The organism is Myxococcus faecalis, from assembly GCF_050039385.1.
Lineage (GTDB): Bacteria > Myxococcota > Myxococcia > Myxococcales > Myxococcaceae > Myxococcus > Myxococcus fulvus.
This window is the reverse complement of sequence record NZ_CP144336.1, coordinates 5,078,095-5,098,837: the sequence shown is the minus strand read 5'-3', so window position 1 is coordinate 5,098,837 and position 20,743 is coordinate 5,078,095. Positions and strand designations below refer to the sequence as shown.

The following is a 20,743-nucleotide window of genomic DNA, read 5'->3' as shown; positions in this document are numbered from 1 at the left end:
TTTCCACGGCCCTCCACGCTGACTTCGTCATCGAGTCGAAGAGGGGGACACCATGGAGCACCACGCGAGAACCGCGAATCGATTGCTGTTCCTGTTGTGCGTCATCTTTTCCTCGGGTGCGTTCGCACGCCCCTTTGACTTCTTCGCCATCTATGAGCCGACTGCGGGCTCCAGCTCGGCCAAGGTCATCCGCCTCAAACTGAACGAGAACGCCCTGCTTCCCGATGGCGGCGAGGGCTATGCGCTCGACCGGCTCATCGTCCAGTTCGAACCGGATGGCGTCTCGATGAGCGCGACCTCGATCTTCAACCGGCTTCGATTCACCGTGGACCTCGGCTCTCAGCAGACGACCACGGTCGTCCGCACCGAAGACATCGCGAAGCTGCCCGAGCGTGAGCACACCCTGGTGCGCTGGCGCGGAGATGACCAGCCGGACGCGGTCGTCGCCGTCAAGATTTCACTGCAGGCCATCTACTCGAGCGACTTCCTCTGCATGCAGGAGATGGAGCTCTTCCATCACGCCAAGCCTGGGCAAGCCGAGATGGGCTCCGGGTGGCCCATGACGCCCCCACGCCCGAGCACGGTCCGGCGCAACACGGCCAAGCCCCCAGGCACGGACAAGAACAACGACACAGCCAAGACCCCAGGCACGGACAAGAACAACGACACGGCCAAGACCCCAGGCACGGACAAGAACAACGATACAGCCGAAGGCGACGACACGGCCAACGACGAAGACCCCGACAAGAATGAGCTGAAGAACCGCCGGTGGATCCTCACACAGGGAGGTGTTCCCATCCTCTTCTCCTACTGCAAGACCTCCAAGGGAACCAACACGAACACCTTGATTGATTGGAGGAAGGCCTACGAGATGTCGAAGCAGGAAGCCAAAGCCACCACATCCTCCAATCAAGAGCCATCGGCGACCTCTTCGGAGCCCCTCACCTTCCTGATGGGCGACCCCGACAAGGTGAAAAACGCCGACCGACTGCGCGAGGCGCACAAGCGCGCGCTGTCCGACCGCATCGTCGAGCAACTCAACGACCGCTTCTCCAGCTTCGGCCGGACCGTCGTCACGGACACTGACGAGCCCTCCTATGACAACGTGCTCGTGCAGGTTGCGAGCACCTTCAAGTTCTCGGTCATCAAGAGCGCCGGTTCCCTGATGCTCATCGAGGAGTCCGGAGGAACGGTCGAGCGTCTCGCGAACCTCATCGACCAAGACTCCGATGTCTCGCTCTCTCTCGACCGTCCAACCTGCCTCCAACTCCCGCCCGCCGCGCTCATGAACAACCCCTGGGTGTTCGAGCTGGAAGTTCCCGATGGCAAGGACGGCAAGACGCGCAGGGCAAAGACCGACCTGGACTTCCACCATGGCTGCAACCGGATGATCATGGTCCCCTGGAAGGACTTCCTCAACCAGCGCGTCACCTTTCGCGTCATCTATCGCGTGCTCGGAAACGAGGACCTCGTCGTCTTCAAGGACTCTTTCTGGGTCTACAACCTGGGGCTCATCACCACGCTCCCGGTCGTCACCGAAATCGTCGCCGCCGCCCAGAAGGCCTCGGCCGCCGACGTCGAGGCGACTTCCAGCATCCCCGTCTCCTTCGCCTTTCCTGTGAACGACAAGAAGCTCCGCAACGTCGCGGTCGCGGTCACCTTCCCGTTCACACTGAGCGTCAACACGCGCGACTACCCGAAACTCGCGGACTACGTCGCTCTCGCCCCTTCTGTCTCTGTCATCGGTGGAGGCACCACCCCGTTGGACGAGGCCAACGAGCCACCTCCCACGACGAAGGACGAAGAGAAAGACCAGGGTCCCAACTCACGCGTGGGCATCGGCGTGGGCGTCAACCTCTTCCGCGCATTCTACTTTGGCTACACATGGGCCCCCTCGGACGGCGGACGTTATGTGCTCGTCGGGATTTCCGTCCCCGAACTCCTCCCTCTCTTCAAGAAGGCGCTGTGATGCGAGCACGTCCTCGCCCAGGTCCAGGACCGCGATGCCTGCTCTTGTTCGTCGTCCTGGGTGCATCCTGCACCAAGCCCTATTTCATCGCGCCAGGTGTTGCGCCTCCTCAGCCCGCGGAACCTGCCGAGACGACACTCACGCTCGCTTGTGATGCACCTCCGCTGAGACTCCTCCTCCCGGCGGAGGGCAGCGTGCGGTGGTTCGGGCCCATCAAGGCACGCGTCATCCTGACGGAAAGAAAATCCCCGAAAGAAGAACAGAAATCCCTGCCTACCTATCTCGAGTGCGTTCCGCCCGTGCCCTGCCAGCTCCCGGTTCAAGAGAACTCCGTCCTCGAGTTGAGTGTCGGCAAGCTGGAGAGCGCCACACATGAATGGGGCATGCTCTGCATCCGCCAGAAGTACGAGTGCTCCCCTGACTGCGTCCGGGGGAAGGGCCGCATCGATGTGCGCATCAGTTGCCCGGCGACACGCTTCGCCCTCTACGAGAAGTACGGACGCATCTCCGCGCCGCTCCCCGCTCACCTCCCGCTCGACATCACCTGCAGGCCTTCACCCGTGGACCCCACGAAGCTCGACTGCAGCCCCATTCTCGTCTCGTTGGACAAGGGGCCACTCACCGTCTCCGGTGCGCTCCGACTCGCGACGGAGCCCAACGACGTCCAGTCCAACGACGTGCTGGTCTTCAAGGCCGCTCCTGACGCCAAGGGGATGGACCAGGACGCGCACCTCTGCCTCCACGGCATCTGCTCGAATCCCGCGTACTTCCTTCCCCTGCGCGTCGACTTCGAGCCCCCCACACCAGTCCCACCCAAGCCCTGAGCCACGGCACCGCGACACAACCTCGTGCGCGACCTCCTCGGAGCCAGCCCCCGCCCGCTGCCACATTCCGTGTGACACGGGCGGGGCTCAAACCGTCGGGCCTCCCTCTCAAGGGCCAGAAAATCCAGGGGCTCGTGGACTGCCGGACGGCGAGCGGGCGGGCCTGGTCCTTTCGTGCGGCGCACCGGCGCGAGTTCCGGCATGGTGCGCCCCACGATTCGCCGGAAGCTCGAGGACCTTATGACCACCGATACGCAGGACCTGCTGAGCATCAACACCATCCGCACCCTCGCCATGGATGCGGTCCAGCAAGCCCACTCGGGTCACCCGGGGGCCCCCATGTCCCTGGCCCCCGTCGCCTACCAGCTCTGGCAACAGGAGCTCCGGTACGACCCGTCCCACCCCATCTGGCCGGACCGCGACCGCTTCATCCTCTCCAACGGCCACGCGTCCATGCTCCTGTACGCCCTGCTCCACCTGGCAGGCGTCAAGCGCGTCACCCGCGACTACAAGGTCGAGGACGCCCTCAGCGTCTCGCTCGAGGACATCCAGAAGTTCCGCCAGCTCGACTCGTCCACCCCCGGCCACCCCGAGTACCGGTGGACCAGCGGCGTGGAGACGACGACGGGCCCCCTGGGCCAGGGCGTCGCCAACAGCGTGGGCATGGCCATCGCCAGCCGTTGGATGGGCGAGCACTTCAACAAGCCCGGCTTCGACATGTTCACCCATGACGTCTACGCCATCTGCGGCGACGGAGACCTCATGGAAGGTGTCGCCTCCGAGGCCGCGTCGATCGCCGGCCACCTCAAGCTCGGCAACCTCTGCTGGCTCTACGACTCCAACCACATCTCCATCGACGGCAGCACCGACCTGGCCTTCACCGAGGACGTCGGCAAGCGCTTCGAGGGCTACGGCTGGCGCGTCCTCCACGTCCCCGACGCCAACGATTTGACGGTGCTGGGCGAGGCGCTCCACACCTTCAAGACGCTGCGCAACAACCAGCCCACCCTCATCATCGTCACCACCCAGATTGCCTTCGGCGCCCCCAAGCTCCAGGGCTCCTCCAAGGCCCACGGCGAGCCGCTCGGCGACGAGGAGATCAAGGGCACCAAGCGCAACTACGGCTGGCCCGAGGACGCGAAGTTCCTGGTCCCCGACGGCGTGCGCGAGCGCTTCCAGGAGCGCGTGGGCGCCCGCGGCAAGCAGCTGCGCGAGGCGTGGGACGCGCGCTTCGTCGAGTACCAGAAGCAGTTCCCCGAGCTCGCCGATGAGCTGACGCGCATGCAGCGCCGCGAGGCCCCCAAGGGCTGGGACTCCGAGCTGCCCACCTTCCCCGCCGACGCCAAGGGCATGGCCACCCGCGAGTCCAGCGGCAAGGTGCTCAACGCCGTGGCCAAGAACCATCCGTGGCTCGTGGGCGGCTCGGCCGACCTGAACCCGTCCACGAAGACGTACATCACCACCTCCGAGTCCATGAAGCCCGGCGAGTTCAAGGGCCGCAACATCCACTTCGGCGTGCGCGAACACGCGATGGGCTCCATCGTCAACGGCCTGTGCCTCAGCAAGGTGCGCGGCTACGGCGCCACGTTCCTCATCTTCAGTGAGTACGAGCGCCCCGCCATCCGCCTGTCCTCGCTGATGGAGCTGCCCGCGCTCCACATCTTCACCCATGACTCCATCGGCCTGGGCGAGGATGGCCCCACCCACCAGCCCGTGGAGCAGCTGGCCAGCCTGCGCGCGATTCCCGGCCTCATCGTCCTGCGCCCCGGCGACGCCAACGAGGTCACCGAGGCGTGGCGGGTCATCGGCCAGCAGAAGAGCCACCCCGTGGTGCTGGTGCTCACCCGCCAGCCGGTGCCCACGCTGGACCGCACCAAGTACGGCGCGGCGTCGGGCGTGGCCAAGGGCGGCTACGTGCTGGCGGACGCGGCGGGCGGCAAGCCGGAGGTGGTGCTCATCGGCACGGGCAGCGAGGTGCAGCTGTGCCTGGACGCGCACGACAAGCTCACCGCCGAGGGCGTCGCCTCGCGCGTGGTGAGCCTGCCTTCGTGGGAGCTGTTCGAGCAGCAGTCGCAGGAGTACCGCGACAGCGTGCTGCCGCCGAACGTGCGCGCCCGCGTCGCCGTGGAGAAGGGCGCCGCCTTCGGGTGGGAGCGCTGGGTGGGCTTCCAGGGCGGTATCGTCGCCATGCGCAGCTTCGGCGCGTCCGCGCCCATCAAGGCGCTCCAGCAGAAGTTCGGCTTCACCGTGGACAACGTGGTGAAGGTGGCCAAGGACACGCTCGCCAAGAACAAGGCGTGAGCCACCGCGCGTCCCGCGCGCGCCTCTGAAGAAACGAAGGGCCCGGACCATCCCCCAACGGTCCGGGCCCTTCATGCTTCTGTCCCTCGGTACCGCATCAAGAATGGGGCTCGGGCCATCCCCCAACAGTCCGAGCTCCCGCTGCCCCCCTTAAAGAGGGGCGCTCCCACAAGAAAAGGCTCCCGAACCATCCCCCAACGATTCGGGGAGCCCGAGGGCTGGCTCCCCCTATGTCGGAGCCGCCCGTTTCAAAGTCATCGCCAGTCCGCGGGGGCCCCCCGGCTCCGGTTGCTCCCGCGTCCCAGCTCAAGTGCCTCCCCCGTCCCCCTGTGCGGCCCTCGCGCCACAGTCCCGCCGACGCGAGGTCTTCACTGCATCGTGCGTGCCGGCTCGTGGTGCCGCGCGCGTCCGTGGCGCGGCGGCGCTCCCTCCGCCGCGCCAGGCCGCGCGGTGTTCGTGAATCAGGCGGCGATGATGCGCGGCGGGAGGACGGGCGTGCTGGCGCGCTCCATCTCCTTGAGCATCTTCTGGAACTCCGTGTTCGCGATGCCCGTCTCGCCCTTGGCCAGCGCGTCCGAGGCGTACTTCCCGTAGAGGTCCACGACCTTCTTCGCCTCGGGCGAGAGGCGGTCGTAGTTCTGCATCGCCCACTTCTGGAAGTCCGCGTGCTCCACGCCCGCGCCCTGCCCGTCGAAGTCACCCGCGCCCTGGTTGATGGCGTCGGTCAGGTCCTTGCCGGAGATCTTCCCGCTCTTGCCGTCCAGGCCCTCGAGCGCGGTGCGCATGGTGTCGTCGCGGAAGGTCTTGTGCTGGGACGCCTCCTTCACCGCCGCGTCCAGCTCGGCCTTGTCGAGGCCACCGGTGCCCGACTTCATGGCGTGCTGCTGGAACGTCTCCAGCACCTTCTGCGCCTCGGGCGTCATGCGGTCCTTGTTCTTCTCCGCCCACTTCTGGACCTCGGCCAGCTCCTTGGGCGTGGCGCGGCCACCGTCGGACACACCCTTCTGGATGGCGCCCAGCATGTCCTCGCCGGAGATGGGGCCGCTCTCCTTGTCCAGCTCCCCCATCGCCTTCTTCGCGCTCACGTCACCGACGCTCTTGAAGTCCTTGAGCATCTTGTCCAGCTCGCCGCGCGACAGGTCCTTGTCCCCGGAGGCCATCGCCTTCTTGGCGTGCTTCTCGAACTTGCCCAGCACCTCCTTGGCCTCGGGCGACAGCTTGTCCTGGTTCTTCTTCGCCCAGTCCTGGAAGGCCTTGAGCTCGTCGCCGGTGTTGTTGTCGCGGTCCTTCACGCCGCGCTCGATGGCGCTCGACATCTGCTCACCGGAGATGGGCTTGGGCAGCGAGTCCAGCTTCGCCAGCTGCTTCTCGGCGCCCTTGTCGCCGATGCCCTTCATGTCCTTCATCATGTCGCGCCAGTCGCCGTCCTTGTGGCCGTTGGCCTGGCGCTCGGCGGCGAACTTGGAGAAGCGGTCCATCACCTGCTTCGCCTCGGGCGTGAGGCGGGCCTGGTTCTTCTCCGCCCACTCCGAGAACGCGCGGTACTCGCCTCGCGCCGCGTTGCCGTCACGGTCTCCCGTGCCGCGACGGATGGCCTCGGTGAGCTGGTCCGCGGTGATGGGGCCCTTGGTCTTGTCCAGCTTGTTCGTCTCGCGCAGCGCCCCCGTGTCCAGCGGGCTCCACTCGTTCGGCAGCGGGCGGTTGGCGACCCCACCGCGTGAGGAGCCCGCGTCGAAGCTGTCGCCACCGGCGCGGCCGTTCTGGCCCTGCTGCTTCATCGCGTTGCGCAGCTCCTTGAGGAGCTTGTGCTCGCGCTCGAGGACGCGCTCGAGCTTGCCTTCGAGCTTCTCCAGCTTCGCCTCGGTGCGGTTGAGCTTCTGCAGCGCGGGCTTGAACGTGGTAGCGATGGCCATTTGGGGTCTCCGTCGTGTGCCGTGGTGAGCACCCCTATTGCGCGTCCCGTGCCACAGACGCCTACCTTCACTTCTTCTTTATTTTCAGGGAGTTACGGCGCACCTCGGTGGAGGTGGGGGGTGGTGACACCTGTCACCACCGGTGACAACAGTCACCAGCTGGAGGCCCGTTGGGTGGTGACTGGAGTCACCGGATCCTCGCCCTGCCTGTCAAAGAGCCGCCCCCGCCCCCGTGTCCCGGGACGCACAGGACATACGGACGACCCTCGAAAGCAGTTTCATGTGCCGGACAGCGAGCCCTGCTCACAGGCCGCCGCGCAGCTCCGACTCGCTCCACAGCGCGCCGTCCCGCTCACGCAGCAGGAACACGAGCCGGCCCTGGTGGAAGCCCCGCACCGGCGCCTCCGGGTCCGGGAACCCCGTGGGGAGACGCCAGTCCGGTGGGTTCGTGCCGATGAGCGGAATGGAGCGCTCGCGACGCAGCTCGCCGACCTCGTGGTCCGTGAGCGGACGCACTCGCGCCCAGGGGAGCAGCTCGCGGCCCGTGCTCAGCACTCGCGTTCCGGGCTCGGGGTCGGACCAGGGGCCGATTCGGGTGCGGCGCAGCGTGGACAGGTGCGCGCCACAGCCGAGTGCTCGACCGAGGTCTCTCGCGAGAGAGCGCACGTAGTAGCCGCCCCGGCAGGTCAGCGTGAGGCGGCTGGTGCGCGGCAGGTCGTGCGAGAGCCAGCTCGCGGAGTGGAGGTACACGCGCGATGGAGGCAGCTCGACCACTTCCCCCCGGTGTGCCTTGCGATACGCGGGCTCGCCGCCGACCTTCTTGGCGCTCGTGGCGGGCGGGACCTGCGCTCTCCAGCCGAGGAACGGGGCGAGCGCGGCGTCGAGCTTCTCGGGCGTCAGGGATGATGTGTCCCCCTGGGAGACGGGGCGGCCATGCAGGTCCCCCGTGTCCATCTCCGTGCCCCAGATGACGTCCGCTTCGTAGGTCTTGGGCACGGCGTGCAGCAGCTCGAACAGGCGCGTGGACTGTCCCACGAGGATGAGCAGCAGCCCTGCCGCGAACGGGTCCAGCGTGCCGCCGTGACACACGGGCACGCGCTTGCCGGGGACGGCCCGGGTCTCCTCGAGGAACGACTGCACCACCGAGAAGCTCGTGGGACCCACCGGCTTGTGCACGCGATAGAGGCCCGGCGTCATGAAGCCACCCTGCACGGAGGATTGCGCTTGCGCGGAGTGAGGGCTGACACGCTCGGAGACCCGGGGAGGTGGGCAGCATCGCGCCTGCCGGTGGGGGGTGTCACCGGAGAACGGCGCCGCCGTGGACTGGGGCTATGCGAGGAAGTCGTGGGCGACCACGGAGCGCAGGTGCTGGAGCGCCACCGCGTGCGGGAGGGCCTGCATCAACACGTCTCTCGACCATCGTGCCACGGGGTTGCGGAGGTAACGGAGTGACCCGGCTCGCCGGCTCATGTCGGCGACGTGCTTCGTGCGGGGCCGGCGCGTGGCCTCATAGGCCCGCAGGGCTCCGCGCAAGTCGCCGCCTTCGCGCAGGTGCTTCGCCAGGACCAGCGCATCCTCGATGGCCTGACAGGCCCCCTGCGCCAGGTCGGTCACCATCGCGTGCGCGGAGTCTCCCAGCAGCGTGACGGGCCCTTCTCCCCAGCGCGACAGCGTCTCCAGGTCATGGATGTCCGTGCGGAGGATGTCCGACTCGCGCGTGGCCTGGACCAGGGACTCGACGGGCGCCATCCAGCCACGCACGTGGCGCAGCACCGCTTCGCGATGACCGCCCTCCTCGTCACGTCCACCCTCGGGGGCTCGGGCCATGAGGAACCAGCACATCCGCCACGTCCCCTCCGGACCCCGGCCGAGATGACAGATGCCGAAGCGGGTCCCCTGGCCGTAGAGCTCGAACTGACTGCCCTCGGGAATCATCTCCGTCGGGACAGTCACGATGCCGCGCCATGAGGTCCGACCGCTGTAGCGGACTCGCGACTCCGGGCGCAGTTGTTGGCGGATGACGGAGCGCAGGCCATCCGCTCCGACGAGGCAGTCACCCCGCGCCTGCTGACCGTCCGCGAACTCGACACGGACCTCGTCGCCCTCCACGTGGAAGCCCGTGCATGCCGCCGCCATCCGGACGTTCTCCGGTCCGAGCGCTCGCAACAGCACCTGCTGGAGGTCCGCGCGGAGCAGCGTCACCGTCGGCTGCCCCAACTCCTCGCAGAGCGCGTTCACGTCGAGTCGCGAGAGCACCTTGCCGTCCCACCGGTGCATCACCGTCTGTCGCCACCGGGCTCCCCTCCGAGCCACCTCGTCGGACAGCCCCAAGAGAGAGAAGGCCCACATCGCGTTCGGCCAGAGGGAGAGCCCCGCACCGAGCGCCTGGCAGTCCTCGGCGCGCTCGTACACCTTCACCCGGAGCCCTGCTCGACGGAGCGCGAGGGCCGCGCACAGCCCACCCACGCCGCCACCCACGATGATGACTTCACGCGCTGGCACGAGCGACATGCCTCCTTCTCAGGAACGGTTCCGAAGCGGCTCGACTCTATCGCCCACGTGGACTTGTGGCTGGCCAGGACATCAGGCGCGCTGATTGACGGTGTCACTCACGGATGTGGGATGTCCGCGCGGGACTCGCGGCTGGTCATGGCCTCGGGCGCACGCACGGACTGATGGAGTGTCCACGAGCGCGGCGGGTGGAATGAGGATGGGCTCACGCATCATCGTCGGGCTCGTCCTCATCATCCTCCGAGCGTCCCTCCACCTGCGTGGCGCCGTCTTTCTTCACCAGGTACACGGGCTCGCAGCGAGTGGCGCTCGCCACGGTGCGCGCCAGCAGTTCCGCGTGCGTCGTCACCCAGACCTGGGAGGTCTTCGACGCCTTCGCGAGCAGTCGGCCCAGTGGCTCCAGCAGGTCCGGGTGCAGGCTCGTCTCGGGCTCGTTGAGCGCGAGGAACGCGGGAGGACGCGGGCTGAGCAACGCGGCCAGCAGGCAGAGGTAGCGCAGCGTGCCGTCGGACAGCTCGGCCGCCGCCATGGGGCGACTCAGTCCGGGCATGTGCAGGAACAGGCTGAAGCGGCCCTCCTCCGAGCGGACATCGAGCCTGGCGCCCGGGAACGCATCGTCGATGCCTTGGTCCAGGGCTCGGTCGTCCCCGATGTCGAGGATGGTCATCAGCGCCGCCGCCAGGTCCGCGCCGTCATGCGCCAGCACCGGCGTCCTCACACCCACGCGAGGATGACGCATGGGCGCGTCCGGGTCCGTGCGGAAGTGATGGTAGAAGCGCCACGAGGCGAAGGTGCGCTGAACCTCCGACAACCGAGGGAAGCGGTGCGGCTCACCCAGTTGGTCCAGCACCGACTCCGCGCTCCAGAGGTGGGTGGGAAACACCACCCGCTTCCCATCGGCGTCCCGCATGAAGGCCGTGCGGTCCTTGCGCTCCATCAGCACCACCTTGCGCCCTCCGGAGAGAGCCCACAGGTGCTCCGTCTTCACCTCAGGGTCCAGGCGGAAGGGGTCCGGCATCTTCGGGACAGGAGGAACGATTCCGCAGGTCAGCTCGTACGCAAGCTCGCCCAGTTCCACCTGCACCGACAATCGCACGGGCTTCTTCGCCATGCGCGGCCCGGCCCACAGCACGCTCGGCGTCCCACCCTCCTCCGCGAGCGTCCGCGCCAGCCTTCCCTCCGCGGCCACCGACAGCAGATACAGCGCGCGGTACAGGTTCGTCTTGCCGCTCCCATTGGCGCCGACAATGACATTCATCGGCCCGAGTTCCATCGAGAGCCGGCGCACCGAGCGGTAACCCGATATCTGCAAACGCGTGATGGGCATCGAGCGCCCACCCTACCGCGCCCGCCTCACGCCGCAACCCGAACAGTCCGCAGGGGCGGCTCGCACTTCGAAGTCGCGACACACCGCGCACATCCTCGCGCCACCCACCACCACGAGCCACTCGTGGCGCCGAGTCCACATCACGCGGCAATCACTTTCCCATCCATGCGCCATGCCCCTCGCACCGCGACGTATCCGCGGAGGTCGCCACGCGCGACCTCTCCCCGGCCGAGGTCCACGGATGACTCACCCTCCCCGCTCACACCGACTCCTGACGTCCCTCTGTGTCCTCACCCTCGCCCTGTGCTCCGGCTGCGACGACGACGACAAGCCCCGCCGCGCGGCTCCTCCCGACGCGAGCGAGTCGTCCCAGGACGACGCGGGGACTCCCGACGCGGGCACGCCCTGGCACGGCACCGCCACCCCACTCGAGGAGCGCGGCAACTGGGTGGACCCGGGCCGCTCCTCCGCCTGCGACTTCGACACCGCCGACGCCTCCACCTCCCCGTGCCAGGAGCCGTCCCGCTTCGACGTGTCCTCGTGCGACCCCACCGCGCTCGCCGCCCTGGAGCAACACGGCATCTACATGGTCGACCTGCGCACCGAGCGCACCCTCGGCGATGGCGGTACCCTGGCCACGGGCGCCTTCACCTCGTTCCGACTCAGCGAGGACGGCACCCAGGACACGATGATGGGTCAGCCCCTCCTCACCCGCGACACGCGGGACGGCGGGTTCTCCCTCGTCTCGCGCACCGTGACGAACACCACCACCACGCTGAGGGGCTGCGACACGCTCGCGCCGGACCGCATCACCGGCTGCTTCGCCCGCTGCTTCGGCGCCGGCGCCATCCAGAAAGGGACCTTCACCGCCCACCGCGTCGCGAAGTGGTCCGGTGAACCCGAGTCCTCCGGCGGATTGACGCTCCTCTCCGAAACCCACGTCGCCACCGGTGAGCCCGTGGACGTGTACGTCGCCAAATCCCACGCCTACGTCGTCTCCATGCGACGCCACAGCCGCAACGGCGGTCTGTCCGTCTACGACGTCAGCGACCCTCGGCACCCCATCTTCAAGACCTCCATCAGCCTCCCGCAGGACAACCTGTGGAACGCCGCCTGGGCCCACGGGGACGCGCTCTACATCGCCAGCGCCGACTCGGGCACCGTCGTCTACGACATCTCCAACCCCGCCGCGCCCGGCTTCGTGCGCAACCTGCCCTCCGGCACCTACGGCGTGCACACCCTGCTCGTCGATGGCCAGCGGCTGTACGCGATGGCTCCGGAGAGCGGCACCTTCGTCTACGACGTGACGAACCCGCTCGACCCGGTGCTGCGCACCCTCATCTCCCTGCCCGAGCCGCTCTCCCTCGCCGGGCCCCACGACGCCTTCGCCCACCAGGGGCGCCTGTACATCAGCAACGCCAATGGCGGTTACTCCATCATGGACGTCACGGACCTCGAGGACGTGCGGCACCTGGGCCAGTTCGTCCACGGCAACAAGGCCTTCGCGCACCACAGCGCGGTGGGCACCTTCGCCGGCCGCACCATCGCCTTCGAGGGCGGTGAGGGTCCCGGCGCCCACCTGCGCGTGCTCGACGTCACCGACCCGGCGCACATCGTGAAGATTGGCGAGGTGCGCAAGCGCAACGTCACCTCCATCCACAACCTCATCCTCCGCGGCCAGACGCTCTACGTCGCCTGGTACCAGGAGGGCCTGCGCGTGTTCGACGTGAGCACCCCCACGAGCCCCCGACAGGTGGCGCACCACAACACCTATCGGGAGACCGACCCCGAGCGCACCGACAGCCCCTTCACCGGCGCCTACGGCGTGCGCGTGCCCGGGGACGGGCACGTCTACGTGGTCGACTCCTCGCGCGGGTTGCTCATCTTCGACGAGCCCTGAGCCCCCTCCGGACTCAGCGCCCGCGGACGTGACGCAGCAGCTTCTGGTACCGCGCGCCCTGCTTCTGCTCGGAGACCTCCGGCACCTGCACGGGCGCGCCGGCCCAGTCGGACAGCCGCTCGAAGAAGAACGCGCGCTGCGGCTCGGGCAGCGCCGTCAGCGTCCCGTAGAAGCCGATGCCCTCCGGGTCCACGATGCGGTACGCGTCGTTCCACGGGCTCACGTGGAACGCGGAGGCGCTCCACGGGCTGAGCGCGCCATCCAGGATGAGCACCTGCTTCGCGTGCAGCCGCGCCCATACCTCCAGCGACAACAGCGGCACCGGGTTGTAGAACTTCGTCACGCCCAGGGGCGGCAGGAACGTGGGCACCTGTCCGCCCGGGTAGCGCAGCAGGTCGCGCAGCTCCGCCTCCGGATACAGCGGCGCGCCCAGCTCCGTGGCGCTCTGGTAGCTCTCCGGCTCACCGAACGTCGCCAGCGCCTGGTCGGAGAAGATGTACGCCGGGCCCGCCACCAGGTCCACGAAGCCGAACAGCTCCTCCGCCGACACCGTGGGCTCCGGGATGCTGTCGCAGTCGTACGGCGCCAGCCCCAGGTACTCCCAGAAGTTGAACGACAGCCGCACCACGCTGAACTCCAGCGACTTGTCCACGCCCAGCGTGTCGAAGGTGAAGCCCCACTCCACCTGCGCCGCCAGCAACGGCGCCAGCTCCTCACGCCGCGCCAACGCCGCGCGCTGCACCGCCGTCAGCTTCGTGCGGCACGTCGCATCCCCCACGTTGCGCAGGAAGTGCGCGGCCCGCGCGTCCTGCAAGCCCAGGCTGTGCCGCTCCGCGTACGCCAGCGTCCCCTGCACGTCGTTCGGGAAGTAGTAGCGGTGCAGCAGCGCCGCCGTGCCGCCCCGGAACACGCCCGTGGACAGCCACCGCCCCGTGTAGAGCGTCTTGAACACCTCCACCACCCGGTGCGCGTCCGCCGCGGACTGCCACACGTCCAACAGGCGCCAGTCCCGCGAGGCCGGCGTCGAGGTGCCGTAGAAGCGGTGCTCCACCGTCACCTGGTTGCCCTTGAGCAGGTCCACCGGCTCCGCGGCGATGGGCTCCGTGAAGAGCTCCGCGCCCTCCGTGTCGATGACCATCGGCGCCGTCGTCGACCGGTGGAACAACGTCATGCGCTGCAGGAACTTCTCTCCGTGCGGACGGCGATGGTCCGCCGGCTGCTCGAAGTCGAGCGTGAAGAAGCGGAAGTCCTCGAACTGCTCATCCCCCAGAATCGTCACCCCCGGCAGCGCCTCCAGCCGCGCGCGGATGTCGTCGTCGATGGCGCGCCCCGCCTGCCCCTCGTCCTCGGGCGCGCCCGCGGGCCCCGCGTCACCACACGCTCCCAACAACGACACCACCAGCGCGCCCACCACGCCCCGAAGCCGATGCCTCCGTGCCAACATGTCTCGCTCCTCTCGATGGAAACCCTCACAGGGGTGCCTCAAACTCTCGAATCGAGAGGGCCACCGTCCAGAACGTGGCGGGTGGTGCTCAGCGAGGGACGCGCGCGGGAGCGTCGTCGCGGCCCCTGACGAAGTCGCACGACGGCGGCAACGCGTAACCGTTGACGGCGACGGCGTTGAAGGCGGTGGCGTTGGAGCCCAGGCCGAAGCCCGCGAAGGCGCGCCACATGCGGCAGACGTCCTCGCCTCCGTGCAGCGTGTGCGCCGCGCTGATGATGGCGTCGCGCGTCTGGAGGAAGGAGGGGTTGCAGGGGGCGCGCTTCAGGCCCTCGACGAAGTACAGCAGCATGCGCTGGTTGCCCGCGCGGCCCTGGGCGTCGTGGAGGTTCGCGTCGAAGCCCCACTGCGTGACGAGCGCCCAGTACACCTCCCACAGGGCCTGCGCGAACACCGCTCCCACGCCGTGGGGCACGGGCAGCGTGTTGCTGCTCTCGTAGGTCCAGGTGTTGCGCAGGGGGTCCAGCGTGTAGGGCTGCGGACGGAGCCCCGCGCCCGTGATGGCCTGGTTCAGGAGATAGGTGCCCACGCCGCGCGGCGTGTTCGCGGTGTCGCCCGGGCGCGCGGTGAACACGAGCGCCAGGAAGTCGCTGAGCCCCTCGCCGGGCTGCTGGCGGTTGGTGAGGCACGAGACGATGGAGGGCCCACCGACGAGCCGGTTGGAGACGCCGTGGCCGTACTCGTGGGCGATGATGCCGCTGTCGAGCGAGCCGTCCCGGTCCGGGTCCGGCGCGGTCCACAGGTAGAGCTGCATGCGCGGACGCACCCCGTCCGGCGGCGTGAGGAAGTTGGCGTTGTTGATGCCACCACCGTCCTGCGCCTCGGCGCGCACGTCGTCGTTGCCCAGGCCGCCCCGCCCCAGGTTGTTGACCTGGAAGTTGCCGGCCACCTCGTCGAAGCCGTACGGGTACAGCACGTCGTGCAGGCGGTTGTTCCAATAGAACAGGTTCACGACGGACGCCGAGACGTACGTGGACGGCGCGCCCGTGAGGTCGAGCGGGAAGACGCAGTCGAGCCTCACGCCACAGTCCGGCTCTCCCGACGTGGGCGGCAGGTTGTTCGCGTCGCGGTCCTCGTACGCATGGACGTTGTTGCCGCGCGGCGTGGTGTACTCCGCGCCCGCGACGCCGTCCGTGTCGTGCCAGCCGTGGGGTGACGCCTCCGTCGCGCGTCCATCCGCGGGCGGCAGCGGGGCCGTGTGGTGGGGGCCCTCCACCGGCATCGGGTAGACCTTGTACGAATCGCTCGCGACCTGGTCGAAGCGCGTCCAGACCTCGCCCGTCTCCGCGTCCACCGTCAGCTCGTAGGCGTGCCGTGCATCCAGCGTGTGCACCAGGAAGCGCCACACCCAGCGGGACTCCCCCCGACGCAGGGGCAGCACCGCGAGCGACGCGTCGATGGGCTCGCTCGACAGGCCCGCCACCTCGACCCGGGTGCGCCGCGCCGGGCCCGGCTCCGCCTCGAGCGCTCGCGGCGCTCGGGCCAGCGGCACCCCCAGGTGCTTCGCCGCGCTCCGGACCGCCTCGGCGGCGCCCAGGCGAGGCGTGGCGCCCACGAGCGTCGACTCCACCGAGGGCTGCAGGTCGCTGTGCACCGCGAGCACGCGCCCCTCGCGGTCCACGTTGAGCTGCAGCCGCGCATTGTAGACCTCGACACCGTTGTACCTTTGTCGCAGATACAGGTGCGTGGCGCCGCTGGGCCTGGAGTAGACCCGGTCAGCCACCTCCAGGTCCGCCAGGTCCGCGAGCTCCAGGCCCAGGACGTCCAGGTTGCGCTGGACGAACGCCAGCCCCACGGCCAGAGCGTCTCCCGGCGCGGGTTCGGAGAGCGCGCCCACCAGGTTCACCAGCGAGCGCACCCGCCCCGTCGAGGGGTCCACCTCCACGCGGAGCTCCGGCACCGCGCGACGCAGGCGGGCCTCCGCTTCACCTTGGACCGCGGAGACGCGCCGGCGCGGGCCCGCGTTATGCGACAGGCGCGCGTCGTGGTGCCGCTCCGTCGGGTCCCGCGGGGTGATCGCGCGGGCGGAGGGAAGCCAGAGCACTCCCGAGACCAGCACCGCGCAGACGAGGGACTGTCGGACATCACGTGAGGACATGTCGTGTTCCTGGGTCGCGACGGAACAGCCCCGACATGGGGCGGTCGCGCACCGGGAGGAGACACGCGTCACCCGGAGGCCTCCAATGCGCCCCCGCGTGACTTATCGACTTCCTGGCGGAAGCCCCCGGCGACGCGCGGACTCAGTCGTCATAGAGGACACTCCACTGGTCATCGTACGTCTCGGGTTTGCCCTTGGGGCGCAGGTGCGCGAAGGACAGGGTCACCTCCACCTCGAACTCGCGCTTCTCGGGAGGCGTGCCCAGGTAGACGTACTTCGTCCTGTTCTTGATGCAGGCATCGAGCATCCGCACGGACGTCTTGGGGAGGACGTGGCCCCGCATGCCCTCGCCGTTCGCGTCGAACCGCGCGTGGAGCGTGAAGCGGCGAGGGATGGTGCCGTCCCGGAGGATGGCCTCCTTGCCGCAGTAGTCGTACTGGCGCAGCTTCTTCGCGAGTTGGAGGGCGCCCCAGGCCTCGTTCGTCCTGGGCATCGGCGGAGGCGGCCGCTTGACGGGCTTCTCCACGATGATTTCAGGCACGGGCGGCGGTGCCTCCACAATGGGAGGAGGCGGCGGCGGAGGCGTGACGATGGGGGGCGGGGGCGGCGAGACCGGCCTGGGCGTGACGACCCGGGGAGGGGGCTCGTCGTGAGGCGACAGCGCCAGCATCAGGGTGGCGGCGAGCAGGCCGCCCGTGAGGCCGATGCCCAGCAGCCCCCAGGCGACGATGACCTTCGTGTCGTTCGACGACCTGGGCGCCGGGACCTCCTTCCACCCGAGGGGGAGGGGGTTGTTCGAGGGCCGGGGCCGGTCCGCGCCGCAATGGCCGCACGTCGACTCACGCTCCACGGACTTGAGGAAGGGGGCACCGCAGTTCACACACCGAAGACGGACTCTGGCCACGGCCGAAGTCTACCCCAGGGTGCGTTCGTGCCCCAGGCGCCGTTCACCGGGGCTCGCCCAGCGTGCGCAGGAAGAACAGGCCCACGTCGTCCCGGGAGTAGCGACTGGCCGCGCCCCGCGGGGAGTGGGGCTCGCCAGGCATGAGCAGCAGCTCGAAGCGCTTGCCCGCCTTGATGAGCGCGTCCGCCATCCGCATCGTCACCGAGAGCGTGGCGTTCACGTCGCTGGTGCCGTGCATCAGCTTCAGCTGTCCCTTCAGCTGGTGCGCGAGCGCGAGGTTGTCGCCCGCCGCGTAGCCCTGGGGATTCTGGTCGCGCAGGCCGAGGTAGGGCTCGTTGATGATGGCCTCCTCCTCCAGCGCGCCCGGCGCCACGGCATAGCCCGCCTTGAAGAAGTCCGGCGCCGTCAGCATGCCTCGCAGCGTGAAGTAGCCACCCCACGAAGCCCCATGGAGCCCCACGCGCTCCAGGTCCATCCACGGACGCGTGGACGCGGCCTGCTCCAGGCCCGTGACGTAGTCGGGAATCTCCGTCTGCCCCACGCGGCCGTGGTTCGCGTCCTGGAAGGCCTTGCTCCGTCCGGGCCCTCCGCGCGGGTCCAGCAGCACCACCACGAAGCCGAGCTGCGCGAGTGCGCTGGCCGTCAATGACTCGTAGTTGCCGATGTAGCTCCATGGCACCACCGAGAGGAAGGGCCCCGCGTAGATGTGCGCGATGACGGGGTAGCGCTTCTTCGGGTCGAAGTCGCGCGGCTTGTAGAGCACGCCGTGCAGGGGCGTGACGCCGTCGGCCGCCTTGACGAGCAGCGGCTCCGGCTTCGTGCCGCCGAGCGCCTCCAGCTCGCTCGCGTCCGACGTGGTGAGGCGCACGCGCTGGCCTCCCTTCACGGAGACCAGCTCCCGGACGCGGGGCTGCGTGCGCGAGGACCAGGTGTCGACGTAGTACTGGCCCGAGGGGGACGGCGTCATCCGGTGCATCCCCGAGCCCGAGGACAGCCGCGTCAGCGCGCCGCCCTTCAGGCTGCCCCTGTAGATGAGCTGCTCGTAGGGCGCGCCGCTGTCCGCGGACGCCAGCACGTAGAGCGCGTCACCGGTGGGCGCCACGGACACGACCTGATGCACGGGGAAGGCGCCCCGCGTCACCTGCCGCACGAGCTTCCCCGCGCGGTCATACGCGTACACGTGACGCCAGCCGTCGCGCTCGGACATCCACAGGTAGCCGCGCCCCGAGGGCAGCGCCGTCACCTGCTGCTCGAAGCCGCCCACCGCGAAGTCGAGACCCGCGACGAACGTCTCCGGACGCTCCTCGCGCAGCACGTGCCGACGCTGGGCGCTCCCCGGCGTCACCGCGGTGAGGTCCAGCCGCTTCGCGTCCCGCGAGAGGTGGAGGCACAGCGCCTCCGTGCCCTCGGGGTTCCAGCCGGCGAAGAAGTCATACGTCTCACCCTCGACGGGGGCGACGCGCGTCACGCTCCCCGTCGTCACGTCAACCAGGTGCAGCTCCGAGCGCGGCAGCGGCGTCCCCACCTTCGCGTACGGCACCGTCGTCACCTTCTCCAGCGCGGTGGCGTAGTCCACGACGGGGACCTGGTGCACCGCGCGCGTGTCCTCGCGCCACACCACGAGGTAGCGACCATCCGGCGACCAGGCTCGCTCGGGAATCCGCCAGTCGAGCCGCTCCTCGCCCTTGCGCTCCACCACGGTGGCCCCGTCCGCGCCCAGCACCGCGAAGCCGCCCTCCTTCCGCACCGCGAGCGCCCCTCCCCGCGGCGCGAGGACATGCTCGCGAGACAGCGTCAGCGCGGCCCGGTCCTGGGGCGACAGCCGCGTGACCTTGCCTCCCGACAGGCCCAGTCCGAAGGTCTTCCCGTCGAGCTGGAACACGATGCCCTGCTCATCCGGCGCCAGCGCGACGTCGTGGAAGCGCGGCGCCGTGACGGGCTTGCCCAGGAGCGCGGAGAGCTGGCGGCGCAGCGCTTCCCCGGACACGAGCGGCTCGAGCTCGCCCGTCCTCGCGTGCGCCAGCACCCACGTCCCGCCGTCCTTGCCCTCGCGGGCCCAGAAGACCACGCGGTCTCCCTCGCGCAGCCACCGGGGCGGCACCAGGCTGTCCCGCACGAGCTCCACGCGCCGGAGGTACCGGTCCGCCAGGTCCAGCCTGGCCTGGGTGCTCGTGTCCGGGACGGGCGCGAAGACCGGACCGGGCGGGTCCGCGAGGACGGGCGTACCCGTCAGCGTCGTGAGCATCAGGGCGAGGAAGGAGAGTCGCATGCACCGATGCTAGGGAGCCGCATCCTTCACGACCAATATCTCTTTCAGCACCCATCCAGACGGATATCGTCTCGATATGGAATTCCGCCAGCTCCAGCTCTTCATCGCCGTGGCGGAGGAGCTGCACTTCGGACGCGCCGCCGCGCGCATCGGCATGGCGCAGCCGCCGTTCAGCCAGCAGATCCGCCGGCTGGAGTCCGAGCTGGGCGTGGAGCTGCTCACGCGCACCAGCCGCCACGTGGCCCTCACCGCCGCCGGGGCGCGGCTGTTGGAGGAGGCTCGCGCGCTGCTCGCCCGACGCGTGGACGCCACCCACGCCGTGCGCGAGGCCGCGAGCGGCGAGTCGGGCACGCTGCGCGTCGGCTTCGCGGCGTCCTCGGCCTTCGGCGTGCTGCCGGACATCGTGCTGCGCTTCCGCACGCGCTTCCCCAAGGTGAAGCTGGAGCTGGATGACAGCGAGACGCTCAACGTCGGCGCGGCGCTGGCCTCGGGGGAGCTGGACCTGGCCATCCTGCGCGCGCCCTTCCGCCACGAGGGCCTCACCGTGGAGCGGCTCCTGCGCGAGCGCTTCGTGCTCGCCCTGCCCGCCCGTCACCCTCGCGCGAGGCAGCGCGTCGTGGCGCTGTCCTCGCTGGCGCACGAGCCCTTCGTCCTGTTCCCCCGCCACTCCGCGCCCGGCCTGCATGACCTGGTGACGAGCATGTGCCTGGCGGCGGGCTTCTCCCCCAACATCCGACAGGAGGCGCGCTCGTGGCCCTCCGTCGTCGGCATGGTGGAGGCGGGGCTGGGGCTGACCATCGCGCCCGCGTCCTCCCAGGCCCTGTGCCCCAAGGGCGTCGTGTTCCGCCCCCTGAGCGGCGCGCCCGGCCACGCGGAGCTGGTGGTGGCCTTCCCTGGACGGCGGCCGTCACCCGCCGCGCAGCACTTCCGCGCCCTCGCCCACGAGACGGTGGCCCGCTCGGGGCGCGACACGTCGGACTGAAGGCTCAGGACGCGGTGGGCCCACCCTTGCGGCGACCCTTCCTACGGGACGGGGACTCCGTGTCGTTGGCCGCCACCTGCGGGCCCAGGTTGAACCAGAACGGGCACAACAGCGGCGGCGCGCCGCCTCCCTCCGGAGCGGAAGACCCCTCCTCGGGGTTGAGACACACGGGCCGCGCGGCGACCCTGCCTCCTCGACTCGCACGCGTCGCCATCAGCGACACCGCCCGTGCTGTCCCGCTGCT

13 protein-coding genes are annotated in these 20,743 nt (G+C 69.3%); 5 read left to right on the top strand and 8 right to left on the bottom strand.

Annotated elements, in window-relative coordinates; translation table 11 throughout:
• The first annotated feature begins 52 nt into the window (after positions 1-52).
• The 3 genes from VZQ01_RS20410 (at position 53) to tkt (ending at position 5,094) form a co-directional block, all read left to right on the top strand.
• Positions 53-1,969 carry a hypothetical protein gene (locus VZQ01_RS20410; protein WP_426748738.1) on the top strand — a complete coding sequence of 639 codons (1,917 nt, stop codon included), beginning with the start codon at positions 53-55 and terminating at the stop codon, positions 1,967-1,969.
• Positions 1,970-2,352: 383 nt separating this feature from the next.
• Positions 2,353-2,793 carry a hypothetical protein gene (locus VZQ01_RS20405; RefSeq protein WP_426748737.1) on the top strand — a complete coding sequence of 147 codons (441 nt, stop codon included), beginning with the start codon at positions 2,353-2,355 and terminating at the stop codon, positions 2,791-2,793.
• 240 nt (positions 2,794-3,033) lie between these two features.
• Positions 3,034-5,094, top strand: a complete 2,061-nt coding sequence (gene tkt / locus VZQ01_RS20400; RefSeq protein ID WP_248543609.1) for a transketolase — start codon at positions 3,034-3,036, stop codon at positions 5,092-5,094.
• 461 nt (positions 5,095-5,555) lie between these two features.
• Here tkt and VZQ01_RS20395 read toward each other — a convergent pair whose 3' ends face one another.
• From VZQ01_RS20395 to VZQ01_RS20380, 4 genes are all read right to left on the bottom strand, one after another.
• Positions 5,556-7,007, bottom strand: coding sequence for a hypothetical protein (locus tag VZQ01_RS20395; protein WP_223751015.1), 1,452 nt, complete (start codon positions 7,005-7,007; stop codon positions 5,556-5,558).
• Between the two features lie 303 nt (positions 7,008-7,310).
• Complete coding sequence (gene truB, locus VZQ01_RS20390; RefSeq protein ID WP_426748736.1) at positions 7,311-8,204, bottom strand: tRNA pseudouridine(55) synthase TruB; 894 nt, start codon at positions 8,202-8,204, stop codon at positions 7,311-7,313.
• A 132-nt stretch (positions 8,205-8,336) separates the two neighbouring features.
• A complete protein-coding gene (locus VZQ01_RS20385) occupies positions 8,337-9,518 on the bottom strand; it encodes an FAD-dependent monooxygenase (protein WP_426748735.1) in 1,182 nt (393 codons plus the stop codon).
• Between the two features lie 205 nt (positions 9,519-9,723).
• Complete coding sequence (locus VZQ01_RS20380; protein ID WP_223784144.1) at positions 9,724-10,845, bottom strand: AAA family ATPase; 1,122 nt, start codon at positions 10,843-10,845, stop codon at positions 9,724-9,726.
• Between the two features lie 241 nt (positions 10,846-11,086).
• Here VZQ01_RS20380 and VZQ01_RS20375 point away from each other — a divergent pair, with 241 nt between their 5' ends.
• The gene (locus VZQ01_RS20375; RefSeq protein WP_426748734.1) at positions 11,087-12,745 is read left to right on the top strand and encodes an LVIVD repeat-containing protein; all 1,659 of its coding nucleotides are present in this window, start codon (positions 11,087-11,089) and stop codon (positions 12,743-12,745) included.
• Positions 12,746-12,758: 13 nt separating this feature from the next.
• Here the strand turns inward: VZQ01_RS20375 and VZQ01_RS20370 are convergent, their stop codons facing one another.
• The 4 genes from VZQ01_RS20370 to VZQ01_RS20355 form a co-directional block, all read right to left on the bottom strand.
• Positions 12,759-14,189 carry a S28 family serine protease gene (locus VZQ01_RS20370; RefSeq protein WP_426748733.1) on the bottom strand — a complete coding sequence of 477 codons (1,431 nt, stop codon included), beginning with the start codon at positions 14,187-14,189 and terminating at the stop codon, positions 12,759-12,761.
• An 88-nt stretch (positions 14,190-14,277) separates the two neighbouring features.
• Positions 14,278-16,344, bottom strand: coding sequence for a M36 family metallopeptidase (locus VZQ01_RS20365; protein WP_426748732.1), 2,067 nt, complete (start codon positions 16,342-16,344; stop codon positions 14,278-14,280).
• A 142-nt stretch (positions 16,345-16,486) separates the two neighbouring features.
• Positions 16,487-17,224, bottom strand: a complete 738-nt coding sequence (locus VZQ01_RS20360) for a hypothetical protein (RefSeq protein ID WP_223784148.1) — start codon at positions 17,222-17,224, stop codon at positions 16,487-16,489.
• A 67-nt stretch (positions 17,225-17,291) separates the two neighbouring features.
• On the bottom strand, positions 17,292-19,517 hold the full coding sequence (locus tag VZQ01_RS20355) for a S9 family peptidase (RefSeq protein ID WP_426748731.1): 2,226 nt from the start codon (positions 19,515-19,517) through the stop codon (positions 17,292-17,294).
• A gap of 76 nt (positions 19,518-19,593) precedes the next feature.
• Here VZQ01_RS20355 and VZQ01_RS20350 point away from each other — a divergent pair, with 76 nt between their 5' ends.
• Positions 19,594-20,499: a LysR family transcriptional regulator gene (locus tag VZQ01_RS20350; protein WP_426748730.1), complete on the top strand. Its 906-nt coding sequence runs from the start codon at positions 19,594-19,596 to the stop codon at positions 20,497-20,499.
• Positions 20,500-20,743 lie beyond the last annotated feature (244 nt).